This is a genomic window from Pacificibacter maritimus, from assembly GCF_003814915.1.
In the GTDB taxonomy this organism is placed as follows: domain Bacteria; phylum Pseudomonadota; class Alphaproteobacteria; order Rhodobacterales; family Rhodobacteraceae; genus Celeribacter; species Celeribacter maritimus.
Window position 1 is genome coordinate 1 of sequence record NZ_RKQK01000004.1, and the last position, 16,284, is coordinate 16,284.

The 16,284-nt window shown below is 50.7% G+C and carries 20 protein-coding genes; 10 read left to right on the forward strand and 10 right to left on the reverse strand.

The window, feature by feature from the left end:
- Positions 1-2,151: calcium-binding protein (locus EDD53_RS11505; protein WP_148087111.1), on the reverse strand; the 2,151-nt coding region annotated here is incomplete at its 3' end.
- 38 nt (positions 2,152-2,189) lie between these two features.
- On the opposite strand from EDD53_RS11505, the gene EDD53_RS14870 reads away from it, so the two are divergent.
- Positions 2,190-2,336, forward strand: coding sequence for a hypothetical protein (locus EDD53_RS14870; RefSeq protein WP_170162750.1), 147 nt, complete (start codon positions 2,190-2,192; stop codon positions 2,334-2,336).
- 27 nt (positions 2,337-2,363) lie between these two features.
- On the opposite strand, the gene EDD53_RS11510 is transcribed toward EDD53_RS14870, so the two are convergent.
- Positions 2,364-3,686 (reverse strand): FliI/YscN family ATPase, encoded by a 1,323-nt coding sequence (locus tag EDD53_RS11510; protein WP_123793422.1) that lies wholly within the window; start codon positions 3,684-3,686, stop codon positions 2,364-2,366.
- Positions 3,687-3,766: 80 nt separating this feature from the next.
- Here EDD53_RS11510 and EDD53_RS11515 point away from each other — a divergent pair, with 80 nt between their 5' ends.
- The 9 genes from EDD53_RS11515 to EDD53_RS11555 are packed head-to-tail and all read left to right on the forward strand — an operon-like array spanning position 3,767 to position 8,344.
- Positions 3,767-4,153, forward strand: a complete 387-nt coding sequence (locus tag EDD53_RS11515; protein ID WP_123793423.1) for a FlgB family protein — start codon at positions 3,767-3,769, stop codon at positions 4,151-4,153.
- 13 nt (positions 4,154-4,166) lie between these two features.
- On the forward strand, positions 4,167-4,559 hold the full coding sequence (gene flgC / locus EDD53_RS11520; protein WP_123793424.1) for a flagellar basal body rod protein FlgC: 393 nt from the start codon (positions 4,167-4,169) through the stop codon (positions 4,557-4,559).
- A gap of 12 nt (positions 4,560-4,571) precedes the next feature.
- A complete protein-coding gene (fliE, locus tag EDD53_RS11525) occupies positions 4,572-4,865 on the forward strand; it encodes a flagellar hook-basal body complex protein FliE (protein WP_123793425.1) in 294 nt (97 codons plus the stop codon).
- A 2-nt stretch (positions 4,866-4,867) separates the two neighbouring features.
- A complete protein-coding gene (locus EDD53_RS11530) occupies positions 4,868-5,134 on the forward strand; it encodes a flagellar biosynthetic protein FliQ (protein ID WP_123793426.1) in 267 nt (88 codons plus the stop codon).
- A complete protein-coding gene (locus EDD53_RS11535; RefSeq protein ID WP_123793427.1) occupies positions 5,134-5,850 on the forward strand; it encodes a flagellar hook-basal body complex protein in 717 nt (238 codons plus the stop codon). The genes EDD53_RS11530 and EDD53_RS11535 overlap by 1 nt, the downstream gene beginning before the upstream one ends.
- Positions 5,851-5,862: 12 nt before the next feature.
- Positions 5,863-6,648 (forward strand): flagellar basal-body rod protein FlgG, encoded by a 786-nt coding sequence (flgG, locus tag EDD53_RS11540; RefSeq protein WP_123793428.1) that lies wholly within the window; start codon positions 5,863-5,865, stop codon positions 6,646-6,648.
- Positions 6,645-7,082: a flagellar basal body P-ring formation chaperone FlgA gene (flgA, locus tag EDD53_RS11545; RefSeq protein ID WP_123793429.1), complete on the forward strand. Its 438-nt coding sequence runs from the start codon at positions 6,645-6,647 to the stop codon at positions 7,080-7,082. Before flgG ends, flgA begins: the two co-directional genes overlap by 4 nt.
- A gap of 14 nt (positions 7,083-7,096) precedes the next feature.
- A complete protein-coding gene (flgH, locus tag EDD53_RS11550) occupies positions 7,097-7,822 on the forward strand; it encodes a flagellar basal body L-ring protein FlgH (protein ID WP_123793430.1) in 726 nt (241 codons plus the stop codon).
- Positions 7,823-7,837: 15 nt separating this feature from the next.
- A complete protein-coding gene (locus EDD53_RS11555; RefSeq protein ID WP_123793431.1) occupies positions 7,838-8,344 on the forward strand; it encodes a flagellar basal body-associated FliL family protein in 507 nt (168 codons plus the stop codon).
- Positions 8,345-8,431: 87 nt separating this feature from the next.
- Here EDD53_RS11555 and EDD53_RS11560 read toward each other — a convergent pair whose 3' ends face one another.
- The 8 genes from EDD53_RS11560 to fliF all read right to left on the reverse strand — a co-directional run bounded on the left by EDD53_RS11560 (position 8,432) and on the right by fliF (position 16,192).
- Positions 8,432-8,788: a hypothetical protein gene (locus tag EDD53_RS11560; protein ID WP_123793432.1), complete on the reverse strand. Its 357-nt coding sequence runs from the start codon at positions 8,786-8,788 to the stop codon at positions 8,432-8,434.
- 1 nt (position 8,789) lies between these two features.
- On the reverse strand, positions 8,790-9,881 hold the full coding sequence (locus tag EDD53_RS11565) for an EscU/YscU/HrcU family type III secretion system export apparatus switch protein (protein WP_123793433.1): 1,092 nt from the start codon (positions 9,879-9,881) through the stop codon (positions 8,790-8,792).
- Positions 9,881-10,657 (reverse strand): flagellar biosynthetic protein FliR, encoded by a 777-nt coding sequence (locus EDD53_RS11570; protein WP_123793434.1) that lies wholly within the window; start codon positions 10,655-10,657, stop codon positions 9,881-9,883. Before EDD53_RS11570 ends, EDD53_RS11565 begins: the two co-directional genes overlap by 1 nt.
- Positions 10,654-12,738, reverse strand: coding sequence for a flagellar biosynthesis protein FlhA (gene flhA, locus EDD53_RS11575; RefSeq protein ID WP_123793435.1), 2,085 nt, complete (start codon positions 12,736-12,738; stop codon positions 10,654-10,656). The genes EDD53_RS11570 and flhA overlap by 4 nt, the downstream gene beginning before the upstream one ends.
- Positions 12,739-12,890: 152 nt before the next feature.
- Entirely contained in the window at positions 12,891-13,586 is a 696-nt protein-coding gene (gene fliP / locus EDD53_RS11580) for a flagellar type III secretion system pore protein FliP (protein WP_123793922.1), read from the reverse strand.
- A gap of 44 nt (positions 13,587-13,630) precedes the next feature.
- Complete coding sequence (locus EDD53_RS11585) at positions 13,631-13,915, reverse strand: FliM/FliN family flagellar motor switch protein (RefSeq protein ID WP_123793436.1); 285 nt, start codon at positions 13,913-13,915, stop codon at positions 13,631-13,633.
- Positions 13,908-14,534 (reverse strand): FliH/SctL family protein, encoded by a 627-nt coding sequence (locus EDD53_RS11590; protein WP_123793437.1) that lies wholly within the window; start codon positions 14,532-14,534, stop codon positions 13,908-13,910. The genes EDD53_RS11585 and EDD53_RS11590 overlap by 8 nt, the downstream gene beginning before the upstream one ends.
- Positions 14,534-16,192, reverse strand: a complete 1,659-nt coding sequence (fliF, locus tag EDD53_RS11595; protein ID WP_123793438.1) for a flagellar basal-body MS-ring/collar protein FliF — start codon at positions 16,190-16,192, stop codon at positions 14,534-14,536. The genes EDD53_RS11590 and fliF overlap by 1 nt, the downstream gene beginning before the upstream one ends.
- Positions 16,193-16,284 lie beyond the last annotated feature (92 nt).

Consider the following 16,284-nt stretch of genomic DNA (forward strand, 5'->3'; position numbering starts at 1 on the left):
TGTATATTGCGCGCGATCTGTGCCTGCGCCACCGACCAAAGCATCCGCACCCGCGCCGCCGATCAGCGTGTCGTTGCCATTCCCGCCATTGAGGGCGTCCAATCCTGCGCCGCCAATAAGCGTGTCATCGCCACTACGACCGTAGAGACTGTCATTGCCATTTGACCCCCATATCGTGTTGCTTTCATCGTTGCCAATTAAAACATCGTCGTAAGCAGATCCGAACAGATTTTCGATAGAGCGATACGTATCACCAGCCGCATCCCCGGTATTGGCGCCCGAGATCATGATGTCAGCCCGCAAGCCAGCTGTGGCGCCGAAATAATATGCCGTATCGGTGCCATCGCCCCCGTCTAATACATCAGAACCTGCCCCCCCAATCAGCCTATCATCGCCATCTCCACCATTCAGAACGTCATTACCAGCACCGCCGTTTAGGATGTCATCACCGCCCTCGCCGTCAAGGCGATCATTCCCATTACCCGCGTCTAATTCATCTGCTCCGATGCCACCCACAATCGTATCATTGCCATGGCCGCCATAGATGAAATCATCGTCAGCATATCCGTAGATCGTGTCAGCACTGTCACCGCCGATAAGATTATCGATGAGTTCGGTGCCGTGCAGTTCCGTTTCAACCATGAGAAATGGACGATCAGGACCTAAGAAACTTTCAGCGAAAAGATCGGACGAATTCAAGGAATAGCCATCTGTTGAATGAATATAAAAGACTTCATCGCGAAACGAGACCCGTGCGCCCGCGCTGGTCGGCACCACAGTGATTTGCTGCACCGAATACAGCATACCAAAATTATTGAAATCCAAGCGATCAAGGCCGCGCTCGAAATCCATAATTGTGTCTATACTTCCATCGTCAGGGCGCATGACAAAGGTGTCCATACCAGAGCCACCCCAAAAAACATCTGCGCCCCAATCATCAACAAGAATATCATTCCCAGCATTGCCGAACAGCGTGTCATTGCCCTCGTCGCCACTTAGGACATCTGCTTGTGCGGTGCCTTGAAGTGTATTGTCGGCATGTGTTCCTGTGAGGCTTTGACCTATTTGAGAGACATCAAAATCAAATTGAAACAGCCCGTCGCCTGTACCAGATGCAATGAACACCTGAAGGGAGCTGCCCAGATCAACGACTTCAATCGAAGAAATGCTGTTGAGGCCGTTCGAGCCATCCCACGCGACGGATTCAATATGCTGAAGGCGCCCATTAGGAAGCAAGGTGAGCAAACTGATGCCATCATCCGTGCCTGACGCAAGGATATAAATTTGGCCATCTGCGTCAAAAACTGCCATCTCGCCGATATTATCGAAACGCGTGTGAAGATTGTCTAAGACATGGTCCGTCGGCACCAATTGTCCACCGGCGTCAACGCGCACAACGGAAAGACTATCGGATACGGAAGAGGCAACAATCGCATAGGTCTGCGCGCCGACATTGACGATTTCCATCGCCGTGGGAGCGTTAATCCCAAGACCGCTATCCGCTCCGATTGCATCTGTTTCAGACAAGGTTCCAGAGGAAGAAACACGGAACGTTTGAATTTCGTTTTGGGATGTCGAGGCGGTAACGAGATAAGTTTGTCCATCAATGACAACACTTTCCATCGCAGCAACCGTCGACAGAATGGTTTGGCCGTGATTGGCGATCTCATAGGTAAGTTCTGTACCGCTTTCTGTCAGCTCGAAAATGGAAATTCCAGAGCCATGTTCACTTGCGGTTGCTACAAAAGTGTGGCCAGAAATCGTCATAAATTCGATATGCGCGGCACCATCATCTACGGGGCCCCAATCGACATTGTGGCGCCGACCGATGCTGCCATCATCAGCCAAACGATACCCTGTCATTTCATGTGCGCTATCTGACCCCACAATTAGAAACTGTGACCCATTGATGGTCACGATCTCAACTTCATGCATCACGGGTAACCTAGAGGCCCCTGAAAATTCTTCTAGGTCGATAAGTTCGGGAAGGCCGTCTTCATTCACCCTGTATGATGTGACGCCGCCCGATAGGGATGTTGTTGTATATAGGAAGGTTTCCCCATCAACTTCGCGTGTCACCATGTCACGAACATCGGTCCCCAAGAGGCCGAGTTCGAATGCATGTTCTGCAAAGTAGTTTAGGTATCCCATGGCCAAATCTCCGAGCCCTCAATCGCAAGGAGACTTTGGTGCTAAAATCTTATCTTTGGTTTGCTGGAATCGGGCAAAACCAAGGCATGTATTTCCAATCCGAAACTTTAAAATTTATCGAAAAAACGTCGTCTCAATATGAGCTTGTCATTATGCTGCCACGCCGTGCTGCGAAATCCCCCTAGGCTGTTCGCAGACCACGCCTGTGCGGCCTATTTTGCACCGCGATCAAAGCACTGCTGCAAGCGCTTAAAACTGTCATTGGTTGAATTCAATTCTGGCTCCGCCAAAAAGGCATCTAGTTTGGGCCAACACGCAATCGCTTCGTCGATCGTCGCATCTGATCCTGCGGAATATAACCCCGCCTGAATCATCATTTCAGATCGGTCATAGGCCCCCAACAACCGACGCGCTTTGCTAAGAGCCGCGTTTTCGTCAGGCGTTGCAGCATCGGGCAAAGCGCGAGACACCGATCTGAGCAAGTCAATCGCAGGGAAACGCCCGCGTTCGGCGATTTTGCGATCTAGCACCACGTGGCCATCCAGCACCCCGCGCAGAATATCTGCCACGGGTTCTTCCATATCAGAGCCAGCAACAAGCACTGAAAAGACGGCCGTTATGTCGCCTGCATCTCCCACGCCTGGCCCAGCGCGTTCGCATAGACTTGTGATCAAATGCGAGGTGGACGGCGGATAGCCCCGCAGATTGCCAGCTTCACCCATTGCGATCGCGACTTCGCGGTGGGCTTCTGCAAATCGGGTCACGGAATCGGCCAAGAATAAAACTTGGCGACCACTATCGCGAAAATGTTCGGCAACGGACATAGCGGTCCATGCGCATCTGCGACGCACAAGGGGCGATTGATCTGATGTGGCGGCGACGACGACTGCGCGCTTCATGCCTTCTGGGCCAAGAACACGTTCGACAAATTCACGTACCTCGCGCCCGCGTTCGCCGATCATGGCAATCACGACAACATCTGTGTGAAGCCCTGTTGCGAGCTTTGCAAGCAATGTGGATTTTCCCACACCTGAGCCCGCAAACAAACCAATGCGTTGGCCGCGCACGATGGGCAAAAGCGTATTGAAAACGGCGAGCCCTGTTTCCAACCGTTCGCCCAACCTGCGTCGGTCAGTCGGGCTAATAGGAGTTCCACGTAGGGGGCGAGATGTTTTACCGCGAAAAATGGGGGCACCATCAAGCGCATTGCCAAAAGGGTCGATGACGCGACCGATCCAATTATCATGTGGCGCGACTTCATTGTTTCCAATGTGAGTGACTTGGTCGCCAATCGACATGCCATCAGCGCCACCATCGGGCAGCACGGTGATGGTTTGTCGATCGAGCTTTAGAACCTCGCCAAGCCGCACACTATTGTTGTGGCGAATCTCGACCATATCGCCAGAGGCCGCAACTTGACTGAGACCGCTTACGGTTAACACGCCACCTGCGACTTGAATAACCCGACCCATGTTTTGGACCGCTTTTAACGCTGAGATTTCAGCTTTTAAGATATCAAACCCGATGCTTTGCATAAATCCCTCTGCCTTCGACAACTCTTTATAAAGGAATCAGGGTTAATCCTTGATTGACACAAATCGAGGGAGAAGCCCCGATGTTCCAGAATTTGGACATTTTTCAAATGGCCAGCGGCTTGGCAAAACACGCCAGCTCACGCCAAGAAGTTATCGCGAAGAATATCGCGAATGCCGATACTCCAGAGTATCGAGCGCAAGACATTGCCTCTTTTCAAGAGACCTATCAGGGTGCGCAATCGCAGTCGTCGATGAAAGCATCGCGGGCGGGTCACTTGAGCGGGGCCACCCCAGAAAACACATTCATTACACAGATAGACGCCGCAGACCCAAGTTCGCCCAACGGCAATACGGTCGCGTTAGAAACCGAGATGATGAAGGCCACGGAAGTGCGTCATCAACATGATCTCGCGATGTCAGTTTACAAAAGTTCAATGAACATTCTCAGAACATCTTTGGGCCGTTGATAGGAGCGATAGCATGAGTGATCTTTTCAATATTTTATCTCTGTCAGCCTCAGGTATGGCAGCGCAAGCCAGCCGTTTGCGCCATGTGTCTGAAAATATCGCCAATGCCGATACGCCGGGCTACCAACGAAAAACGGCAGCCTTTGAACAGATCATGGAACAGGGGAAAAAGACAGGCGCGGTACAAAGCGGCCCTGTGGAATTGGACCAAACGCCCGTCAAAAAGGTGTTTGATCCAGGCCACCCGCTGGCCGCTGAGGACGGCTATTACAGCGGATCAAATGTCGAAATCATGGTCGAAATAGCTGACGCGCGCGAAGCGCAGCGCAGCTATGAGGCAAATCTTAAAATGTTCGATCAAGCGCGACAAATGTCGACGTCATTGCTCGACCTTCTACGTAGATAATAGGAGACCAGAATGGATATCCGATCAGCAACCGCCGCAATGGGCTATGCCACAACGCGTCCTGCAACAGCCCCCAAGCCCGATACAGAAGGCCAAGGTCAGAGCAAAATAGCCCAAGCGGCGCAAAGCTTTACTGACACCTTTCAGCAAAGCGAATCCATCGCACAGGCAGCTATGACTGGTAACGCTGATAGCCAAGCTTTGGTTCAGGCCCTTGCCCAAACCGAATTGGCAGTCGAGGCCGCTGTATCGGTCCGTGATAAGGTTGTTGAAGCCTATCAAGAAATTCTTCGGATGCCTGTATAACAATGGACGATCTAATTTTTTATGACACCCTGCGACAAGCGCTTTGGATTTCTGTGGTGATCTCCACACCGATTCTGGTGGTCGCTTTGCTGGCGGGGGTCAGCATCGGTTTGGTGCAAGCGCTCACCAGTATCCAAGAAATGACGCTCACCTTTGTGCCGAAACTTGCGGCAATCTTGATCGTGTTCTGGATGACCATGGGGTTCATGACTGAAACACTTTCAGCTTTTTTTGTTGATCAACTCATTCCCCTAATCGGAGGCATGTAATGGACAGTATTGGATACACAGCCTTAACGCGTATGTCTGGTCTGAACCGAGAAATGACCACGATCGCCAATAATATTGCCAACAGTTCCACCACTGGGTTTCGCAAAGAAGGCCTGATCTTTTCCGAACATATTTCTGCTTTGGAAGTCGGGGAAGAATCACTGTCGATGGCAGAAGGCAACGTACGCCACACAAACAACAGCCAAGGTCCGTTGACCTCAACAGGTGGCGCATTTGACTTTGCCATCGAAGGTGATGGATTCTTTTTAATCGAAACCCCAGAAGGCGAAGCGCTGACACGCGCAGGGGCCTTTACGCCCAATGAGGCCAGCGAGCTGGTAACACACGATGGATACCGGCTGTTAGACAATGGCGGTGCCGCTATTTTTATTCCACCCGATGCGCGAAATGTGTCGGTGTCCTCCGATGGCACGCTTTCAGCCGATGGGCGCCCCCTTACACAGATCGGGCTTTATCTGCCCAGTGATCCTACCAGCATGGATCGCACCAACGGGGTACGATTTATGACGGATGGTGGCGTGGAGCCCGTCGAAGATGCTGTGATTTTGCAAGGCTATGTCGAGAATTCGAATGTCAATGCCGTGACGGAAATCACGCGAATGATCGAAGTGCAGCACGCCTATGAGCTCAGTCAAAAATTTGTCGAAAAAGAAGACGAGCGCATCCGCTCGGTTCTTTCAACCCTTGGTCGATAAGGAGATTATGCTATGCGAGCCTTAAAAATCGCCGCGACAGGAATGAGCGCCCAACAGATGCGTGTGGAAACGATTTCGCAAAACCTCGCGAATATGAACACCACAGGTTATAACGCAAGGCGCGCCGAATTTGCCGATCTTCACTATCAACAAATGACCCGTCCAGGCACAATCAATTCATCTGATGGCACGGTTTTGCCAACAGGTGTTCAGCTTGGTCTAGGTGTACGCCCATCTTCCGTCACCATCCAACTGGCCCAAGGGTCACTTTCGGCCACGGGCGGCGATCTTGACCTTGCGATCGAAGGCAAGGGCTACTTGGAAGTGACGTTGCCATCGGGTCAATCGGCCTACACACGTGACGGGGCTTTGAAACGGTCAGCAGATGGTTTGATCGTGACCTCTGATGGATATGGGGTCGTGCCAGGTGTGGTCATCCCAGATGACGCGCGATCCATTTCCATCAACGCGCAAGGCGAAGTCTACGCCTACTTCAACGATCAGGTAGAACCGCAATTGCTGGGGCAATTTTCACTTGCGAACTTCACGAATGCCAAAGGGTTAGAAGCCATAGGATCAAACCTATTTTTGGAATCCCCTGCCTCTGGCCCTGCATTTGTCAATGAGCCGGGACTGGACGGTACTGGCACCCTACGTCAAGGATATCTTGAAGACAGCAGCGTAGATGCCGTGCGCGAAGTGACCGAACTGATCGAAGCGCAGCGCGGATATGAATTGAACGCCAAAGTCATCACTGCGGCTGACCAAATGCTATCAGCAACGACACAAATCCGATGAAATATTTAGCCATTATATCTTTGCTCATCTGCCTATGCCCAAACATCGTTTTCGCAGATGTGTTGATTGCAAATCGCACCATTCGCGCCCAGACCGTTTTGTCAGCCGCAGATGTTTCTGTCGCCCAAGGCGATGTCGCTGGATCGTTGGTGTCAATTGATGAAGCCATCGGGCTAGAGGCTCGCGTCGCAATCTACGCAGGGCGCCCTGTGATGGCTGGCGATGTTGGGGCTGCGGCCATCATTGAGCGCAATCAAATCGTGAAGTTGGTTTACCTGACAGGATCTCTTTCAATCTATGCAGACGCACGCGCATTGGGGCGCGCAGGTCCAGGTGATTTGGTCAGAGTCATGAACCTTACATCCAAATCCACCGTATCAGGAATCGTCGCAGCAGATGGGTCGGTTTACGTCGGCAATCTTCCACAATCTTAATCAAGGGCATAATCATGCGCAGTTTTTACTTTATTCCGTTCGTTATTTTGGCCTCTGGATGTTCTGACCTAAGTGAGGTTGGCCGGCTGCCAGAGTTTACGCCTGTTACAACCTCCGCGGAAACCGCCGCGATGTTGACCCCGCCCCTGCCTGAGCGCATCGAAGAAACCACTCCACTTGACGGTGCATCACTTTGGAATGCCTCACGTCAATCTTTGTTGGGGGATCGCCGTGCAATCGAGCGTGGCGATATTTTGACGGTCGTGATTGAAATTGATGACAGTGCTGAGTTTTCAAATACATCTTCGCGCGGGCGTTCTGGCACCGAAACGGCGGGCATACCTTCGCTTTTGGGCATTCCACAACGAATTAATGCGACCTTGCCTGAAGGCGCATCAATGTCTGAAATGATCAGCGCAAGTGGTAGCTCGACTTCGTCTGGAAATGGTTCAGTCAGTCGCAATGAGAAACTAGAATTAATGGTCGCGGCAACGATTCTGGATGTCTTGCCCAATGGGGTTTTGCACATTCAAGGGTCTCAAGAGGTCCGTGTAAATTTTGAAATTCGTGAACTTTTGGTCGAGGGCTATGTCCGCCCAGAAGATATTTCGCGCCAAAATGAAATCACCTACGAAAAAATCGCCAGTGCGCGAATTTCTTATGGTGGGCGTGGCCAGATCACACAGATGCAACAACCAAGATATGGTCAGCAAATTGCCGACATCGTATTGCCGTTCTAACACAAGGCCATTCAGATGAAGAAACTCTTTCCTATTTTACTGGCCCTCATTGGTCTTGGCGCTGGAGTTGGCGGTGGCATGGCGCTGCGCCCAGATCCCGAGGTGGTGTCAATTGATCCTTGCGGTGACGTTGACCCCAATGTGGCTCATGTCGAAGAAGACCCACCTGAGGCCATTGATGAAAACGGTGTTCCCGCCTTTGAGTACGTCAAGCTCAACAATCAATTCATCGTCCCTGATTTGGATGAGGGGCGCGTGACCGCAATGGTGGTTTTGTCACTGAACATCGAAGCAAAAACCGGCACGCGTGAATTGATTTATGCGCGCGAACCCAAACTTCGGGATGCCTTTTTGCAAGTGCTTTTTGATCACGCGAACACGGGTGGCTTTAAAGGGTCTTTCACGGACAGTCGCACGATGAAATCGCTTCGAAATGCCCTAACGGAAGTCGCACAAAAAACGATTGGCACTGACGTATATGACGTTTTGATTATTGATATCGTTCGACAAGATGTTGACTAGCGTCCAACGCGTCATCGTTTGAGGCAGCAGAAGTCTAGCACCATGCTAACCCCACCATGTCAAGGCAGTGCGCTTGCCGCGGTGGGGTTATTCTTTGTTTGCCAAAGCTTTTAGCGCATCTACTCGGCCGAAGGCCTGTCTTGCAATCTGCAGTTGGCTTTCACGCTTTTGCGCAATGCGCGCCATGTTTTCCATCGCGGTTTTTTGTTGCACCTGCGCCCACTTTGCCCAGTTTTGATCAACGCCAGACAAGGTAGCATGCGTGAAATCATTATCATCTAAGGCTGCGGTCTGAATGGCTTTCTTTTCCGCATTGATCGCCTCGATCACCTGAAGCGGCGCATCGCGTTGCGCCGTGATAGCCTGAAGGTGAGACAATTCCATATTCAACTTCAGTTCAGCCAAGTGCTGGAGCTGCATCACTTTTTTAGCGAGGTCACTCATTTTACGCTCCAAATCGGTTTTTCATTTTGGCGCGCATCGTTTCGGCAAAACGCACAGAGGCCGCCACAGCTTTGTAGTGTTCAGGCCAAATTTCTGCACCAATTTCAATCGTCGCATAAAGCGCGCGCGCGGTTGGCGGGTCACGGTGAATAGGTACAGAATTTTCATTCGCGATCTCGCGAATTTTGGCTGCGACATCATCAACACCCTTGGCAACACAAATCGGTGCACCGCCACGCATACGATCCCATTTCAGCGCAACAGCGTAATGGGTCGGGTTGACCACGATCACATCCGCCTTGGGAACATCACCCAACATCTGACTGAGGGCAATTTCCTGAGCGCGTTGACGCCTTTTCTGTTTGAAGTGCGGATCACCTTCTTGATCTTTCGACTCATCCGTCAGCTCTTTGCGCGACATACGGTGTTTGCGGATATGTTCGCTGTATTGAAACATATAGTCTACCCCTCCGATCGTCATCGAAATCACCAAAACGATCAGCATGAACCCCAAACATAGCTCAAGTAGCATCACTGTCACCATTCCCGGACTAAGTGACATTGTTGCCAAAATATCAGGGACTTTTTGCACCAAATAGACCCCAAGCACGATTGAATATACCGACAGCTTGAAAAAGCTTTTGGCAAACTCAAACAATCCTTTGCGGCCATATTTGTTTTTGGCGTTAGAGATGATCGAAATTTTATTTAGCTTTGGCTCAATTTTACTCGGCGCGAAAACCAATGACTTGGTGGCAATAATAACTAAGATCGCTGCGAGCGCTGGCAGAGTAAACCAGGGCAGCAAAGCCGCAAAAACCGCTTGCATCGCTCCGCCCCCCAAAACGGTACCTGATCCTGAAAACCATTCAGTGGAGAGCGTATCTGATTTTTCTAAAAATGATTGCAAGGCTGTGCCCAGTTGGATCAATGATCCACCGCCAAAAACTGCTGCAACGCCAATGAACCCCATATAGGCGGCGGATGTCACCAAATCGACTGATTGGGGTATTTCGCCCTTTTTACGCGCATCATCGAGTTTCTTTTGCGACGGCTCGTATTGCTTATCGTCGTCCTCTTCACCCTGTGACATCACCTCGCTCCAAAGGGATTCATAAGCAAAACGTCAAACCCATGTTGCCAAATTTGAAGCAACAGGGGCAAAGTAATCATCATGAGTGCCATACCGCCCAATGTAATAGCAGGCGCTCCAACCATCGCGACCATGAGTTGCGGCATGGCGCGGTTAATGACGCCGAGCGCGACGTTGTAAACCAAAGAAGCAATGACAAAGGGTGCGGACAGAGAAAAGGCCATCGCAAAGCCCGAACGGATATGTTGCAAGCCCCAATCCGACAGGGTGGCACCGCCAATGAATGTACCAACAGGTATGAAATCATACGACATTATGATGATTTCGACGACACGAACATGAAGATCCAACATAGCCGCCAAAGCCAAGCCACCCACCAACAAAAGGTGGCCCACCACAGGCTGCGCCTCAACGGCGCCACCGCCAAACATCTGAGAAAGTGACGTAGATTGCGCAATGATCGTGCCGGCGATTTCAAGGATCATCACAAACAATCGTAGAACAATTCCAATCGCAAGCCCCGCTAAAACTTCTGTCGCAATCGCACGCCCCATCGCCCCGCTTTGCACAGAAAACGGAGCAATAAAATCAGCAACCGCTGGTGTTACGACGATCGTGAAACACAGTGTTAACGCCAAGCGAACTCGCTGCGGAATACTGCGTTCGCCAAAGGCAGGAAGAACGGCCATCATGGCGCCCACGCGTAAGAACACGACGAAACCTAGCAGCAAGGCCTGCTGGGATAATCCAAGCGCTGCTGGCAAAAGATCGATCATGCTGGGACCAATCCAACCAATGACGGCCGTGCTTCTGTGCCTATTTCTTCGAATGAAAAGACGGGATTTTGAATGCCTTGCGCGGCCAAAACGGTTTTCAAAAACCGTCTGCGCCGAGTCGAAGTGACAATGGCTGGATAAATCCCAGTTTCGCCAGCTTTGGCGATTTTATCGGCCATAGATTTTGCCAGTTTGTTAAAATCAGAAGGTGGCAGTGCCACATCTGATTGCCCTCGATCCCCATCAATTTGGTAGGTGGCAAATTTCTCTTCCCACTCGGGAGCAAGCTGCAAAAGGGGCAATGTGCCATCAGCGCGCTTGATCTCAGAAATAAGCTGAAACCCAAGCCGATGGCGAACGTGTTCACATACAGATTCAGGTGTCGCATGTGCGCCACGTGCTTCGGCGGTGGCCTCTAAGATAAGCGACATGTTGCGGATTGAAACGCGCTCTTCCAACAAGAGCCGTAAGATAGACAGCAATAAATCCAGTGGAACTTTATCGGGGATGAGTTCGTCGAGCAGTTTGCGATTGGTTTCCGCACGGGCTTGATCGGTCAGATTGGTCATTTCATCCAATAGACGCCGCAATGTGCGCATTGTCAGAAGTCTTTGGAAGTTACGCTTGATCACCTCAAGCAAATGCGTTGCCAGCACCTCAGTGGGGGACACAACTGTACAGCCCATCAATGCCATTTCTTCTTTTTGATCGTCGGAAATCCAGCGTGCAGGCGCGCCATAAACGGGCTCTTTCACATCCTCACCGCTTGGCAAACCGATTGTGTCACCTGATAGTAACGCCAAAGCTAGATCTGGTTTCAGTTGATCACGCGCCTGTTCAACGCCTTGAATGCGCACAAGATAAGTACCGCTTGGCAAACTTGGATCATCGGTTAGGCGGATTTCGGGTAAAATGAGGCCAAAAACGGTGGCGACGTGATTTCGCATGTTCGAAATACGCGCATCAAGCCCCGTCTGCGGATCAAGAACCATCGCCACCAGATCAGGCGCAAACTCAACATGAATGTCATCTAAATCGAGTATATCACCCAAGGATTCTTTGATTTCTTCTGGTGTATCAGCGACAGCGGCTTCTGCATCTTTGCTTTCCTCATGCGCATTTTTAGCCACGTACCAACCGGCGCCGCCCAATGCGATTGCCCCTACGATAAAGGGCATAAAAGGCAGGCCTGGCACAAAGGCAAAGAGGGCCATCAAGATCCCGACAGTAAACAGCGCGGGGGGATAGCGGCCAAGCTGTTTGAACAGCGCCAAATCGGCGGACCCGCTTGCCCCCCCTTTTGCCAAAAGAAGAGCCGCAGCTATTGAAATAATGACGGAAGGAATCTGACTGACAAGCCCATCACCAACGGTCAAAATAGCATAGGTTTCAAAAGCTTGCCCAGCAGGCATCCCATGAACGGCGATACCGATCACAAGACCCATCACAATGTTCATCAAGGTGATCAAAAGGCCTGCAACAGCATCGCCTTTCACAAACTTTGAGGCGCCATCAAGAGAGCCAAAAAAGGTCGTTTCAGCGAGTTCACGTTCTCGGCGTTCTTTTGCTTCCTCATGAGAAATCGCGCCCGCTGACATATCAGCATCGATCGCGAGTTGTTTACCAGGCATTCCATCAAGCGCAAATCGCGCACCAACTTCGGCCATGCGACCAGCGCCTTTGGTGATAACCATGAAGTTCACAATCAGCAGGACGATAAAGACAACCAGCCCCAAAAGGACCGACCCCCCCATCACAAAACTGGCGAAGCCTTCGATAACATTTCCAGCAGCGCTTGTGCCAGTGTGCCCTTGCCCGATGATAAGCTTGGTCGAGGATACGTTGAGTGAGAGACGCAGCATCAAGCTGGCCAGAAGTACGGTGGGGAAAACTGAAAAATCCAAAGGGCGGTCGATGAAAAGCGTCACTGTGAAAATTAGAATGGCCAGCGCAAAACTGGCAGCTAAACCGATATCCAGTACCCAAGCAGGAACGGGCAAAACCATCATGACAATGACAGCCATTAAAGCGAGTGCGAGCAGGATTGTTGGGCGGAAAATCGACTGCAAAGATAGGTTCATATGCAGCCCAATTCAGACCAACAGATTGTGATAAAATCGTGCGACATGTGACACCGTATTTCTCTTGTTTTCTAGAACAGACTAGCGGAAATATGGTTTACAAAGTGTGACTAGGTTTATGAAAATTGTCTGATTTTAGACCCATGGCCAGTTTAAAAATAACTGCGAACCAAAGCGCTTGAGATCAATGCCCAACCATCAGACACAACGAAGAACGCAAGTTTGAATGGCATAGAGACCACGGCGGGCGGAACCATCATCATGCCCATCGACATCAAAATCGCGGCAACGACAAGATCTATGACAAGGAAGGGAAGAAAGACCAGAAAGCCAATCTGGAACGCTCGTTCGATTTCTGACAAGAGAAAAGATGGAATCAGAATAGACAGAGGCGCATCTTCCGTCACAGTGTTTAGAGCATCGAAATCGGGGCGTAGATCCGCAAGGTGACTGAATGTTGTGGGATCGATTCTATTCGCCATAAACCCTCTGAAAGGTTCCATCGCCAAAGGAAAGGCAGCTTCGACATCGATATCCCCATTGATCAATGGCTCAACACCGCTGACCCAACTTTGATCGAACACTGGCTCCATAACAAAATAGGTCAAAAAAAGCGCTAAACTGACGATCAACATGTTTGGCGGTGCTTGCTGAAGCCCCAAAGCCTGCCGCAATATCGACAAGACAGTGACGATGAAGGGAAAGCACGTGACCATTACTGCAAGCCCAGGCACCAGACTTAATACAGTGATGAGCAACATAAATTGGATGGACCGGTTGGCCAAAGAACCGCCATCCCCAAATGTGATCGACATATCCTGCGCTAAGACCGGAGATGTGAAAAACATGGTTAATGAAATAAAGACAAAAAGGGCCAAATGAGGTTTCAATTTTACAACCCGTTCTTGAGGTCCGCGACCTCGGTAAGCTTTACGGCAAGTTGACCGTCACTTGAGCCGTCCAGCTCTTGCAACTCGCCACGCGCAATAAGCTTATCGCCGATGTAGAGTTCCACGGGGTCATCAATACGTTTATCGAGCGCGAGTACGCTATCGCTTTGCAGCTTTAGCAAATCCTTAATCAAAGGGCGCGCGCGCCCGACAGAGATTGTGATCTCAATCGGAACTTGTGTGAAAGGGTTCTTTTGGCTGTCTTCAAGCCCCTGAGTATCATCCATGCTTCATGGCCTCTTGATTGAGTAAATATACAGATTCTATGGCCTTTTCGATCCGTTCGATTGCGCCATCCATATCTATTTTCTTTTCCTGCTCTCCCATACGGAGATAAACTTGCCCGTCTGTTAAGGTTTGTTCTTCTAGGATTTCCACAGGAATGGTTAAGGAAGTGTCAATGAGATCATCAAGAGCCGCACGCCCAGATGGAGCAATCACGATTTGAATGGGTGCATCTGCAGCGTGTTCGGCAAAGACCATCAGCTCTTCAAGGATCGTTTGGCCTAAGGTTTTGGCAACAAGTTGTGGCAAAACCTTTGATGTTATTTCCGTCAACAATGGTTCGAGGGTGGTCATAACTTGCGACTTAGCTTCATGAAATGTAAAACTAAGTTCCTGCAAATTGCGCGCAAACATTGCGCCAATGTTTTTTTGGTCAGCCGCCTGCGATTGCGCGGCATCATCCCAACCTGCTTTATACCCCTGTTCATAGGAAGCCATTCTATCGGCTTCGATTTCAGCAGGCGTTGGTCCTTTTGGTTCGACCAGAGCGGGTGTGGGCTTCGACACTTGAGTGCGTTTTTTAGGGGCACCGAAGTCTTCAAGCGGGAAAAGCGATTTCATTACGCATTCTCCTCTCTGTCTTCCATCCAGCCACGGAGAATTTCGACGGTTTCATCCTGACGGTCTTCAATGAGCTGTTTGAGGCGCTTAACTGGGTCTGCGGAAACCCCAAAGTCATCCTCTCCGAAATCAAAATCAGACACCACACCAAGGGTCGGAAGTGCGAAATCTCCAGTTTCGATTTCGCCGTTTAAAGCAGGAGCTCCCCCGCCCATATCAGGTAGTTCCGCAACGGGAATTGCTTGTGACGTATTCGGCGTTTGATTGGCTTGGGGGGCTGGCAATTCTGCGGACGGCGCAGGCAAGGCAACACTGGAAGTTGCCAAAATAGGACGTACCACAAATAGGCCCAGGACCACTGTCACCGCAGCAAGAATTGCGAGCTGTAGCAGCGTCATAAGATCTAGGTCACTCACCGAAAGTAAGCTGCTTTGAACCACAGTGCCTTCGACCACAATGGGCTGAAACTCCATTGTTTTAATTGTGATCATATCTCCGCGTTCTTCGTTAAAGCCAACCGTTGAGGCCACGAGTTCACGCAGAGCCTCTAATTCAGACTCATCCCGCGCAGCCCATGTTACCTCTTGGGTGTCTGGATTTTCGCTGCGCAACCCATCAACCAGCACTGCGACAGTGAGGCGTTTAATCGCGCCCGGTCCCCGTTGAAATTCGCGACGAACTTCGGACACCTCATAGTTCACGCGCTCTCTGACTTCGCTATTGTTGGAACTCGAATCGCCATTTGACGCACCATCCCCATCCGGCAAGTTCGATGCCACGGTAACAGAGCTTCCACGAGAATCGGTGGAGGATGTTGTGCTTTCTTCGGTTTCAGAGCTGATCGCAACACGGCTATCGGGGTCGAACTTTGTTTCAACGATCGATTCGTGATCTGTTTCGTGTTCAACAGAAACCTCAACGATTGCACGACCAACGCCCACGCGCGCCTCAAGAAGACGCTCAATACTTTGGCGCAACTCTTTTTCACGATCTGTACCCTGTGCGCCCCCCGTATCTATTTCATCACCCGACACAACGACGCCGTTTTTTCCATCAATGACCGACACATCTTCGGGCGCAAGACCCGCGACTGCGGATGCCACCAGATACCGCAACGCCTTTGCGCGTGCTGATGAAACATTTCCTGAGTTTGCAACAACCGTCACAGATGCAGTTGCGGCTATCTGACGCTTAAACGGTTGCGCAGATGGGTTTGCGATATGGACACGGGCCGATTGAATTTGTGCTGACGACACTATGGTACGCGCCAATTCCCCTTCTTTAGCCCGCCAATACGCTGCATCGAACATCTGCGATGTTGTACCAAAACCCGTGAGCGAATCTAGCAACTCATACCCGCTGGTGGAATTTGCTGGTAATCCGTCAGACGCGAGGGTCATCCGCAACTCATCGCGCTGTGTATTTGCGACAAAAATTGATCCGCCGCGAATCTCGTAGACAACTCCACGTGCTTCCAAGGCCTGAACCACCTCTCCCGCAGCACTCGAATCAAGCCCAGAATAGAGAAGCGTCATCGACGGTGCTGTTGCGATTCGAGAGACGCCTATAACGGACGCAAACATGAAAAGTGTCGCCGCAATCACAATAATTCTGCGTTTGGGATCTAGATTTAACCAGACAGATAGGACCTGCTGCAAGACGTCTCTCCTTAGATGTATGGGCTTCTGCCCGCGTCGTTACTTAAGGAATGATCGAACAGCCTTAATAATCGGTTAGCTTCCTTCAGGTT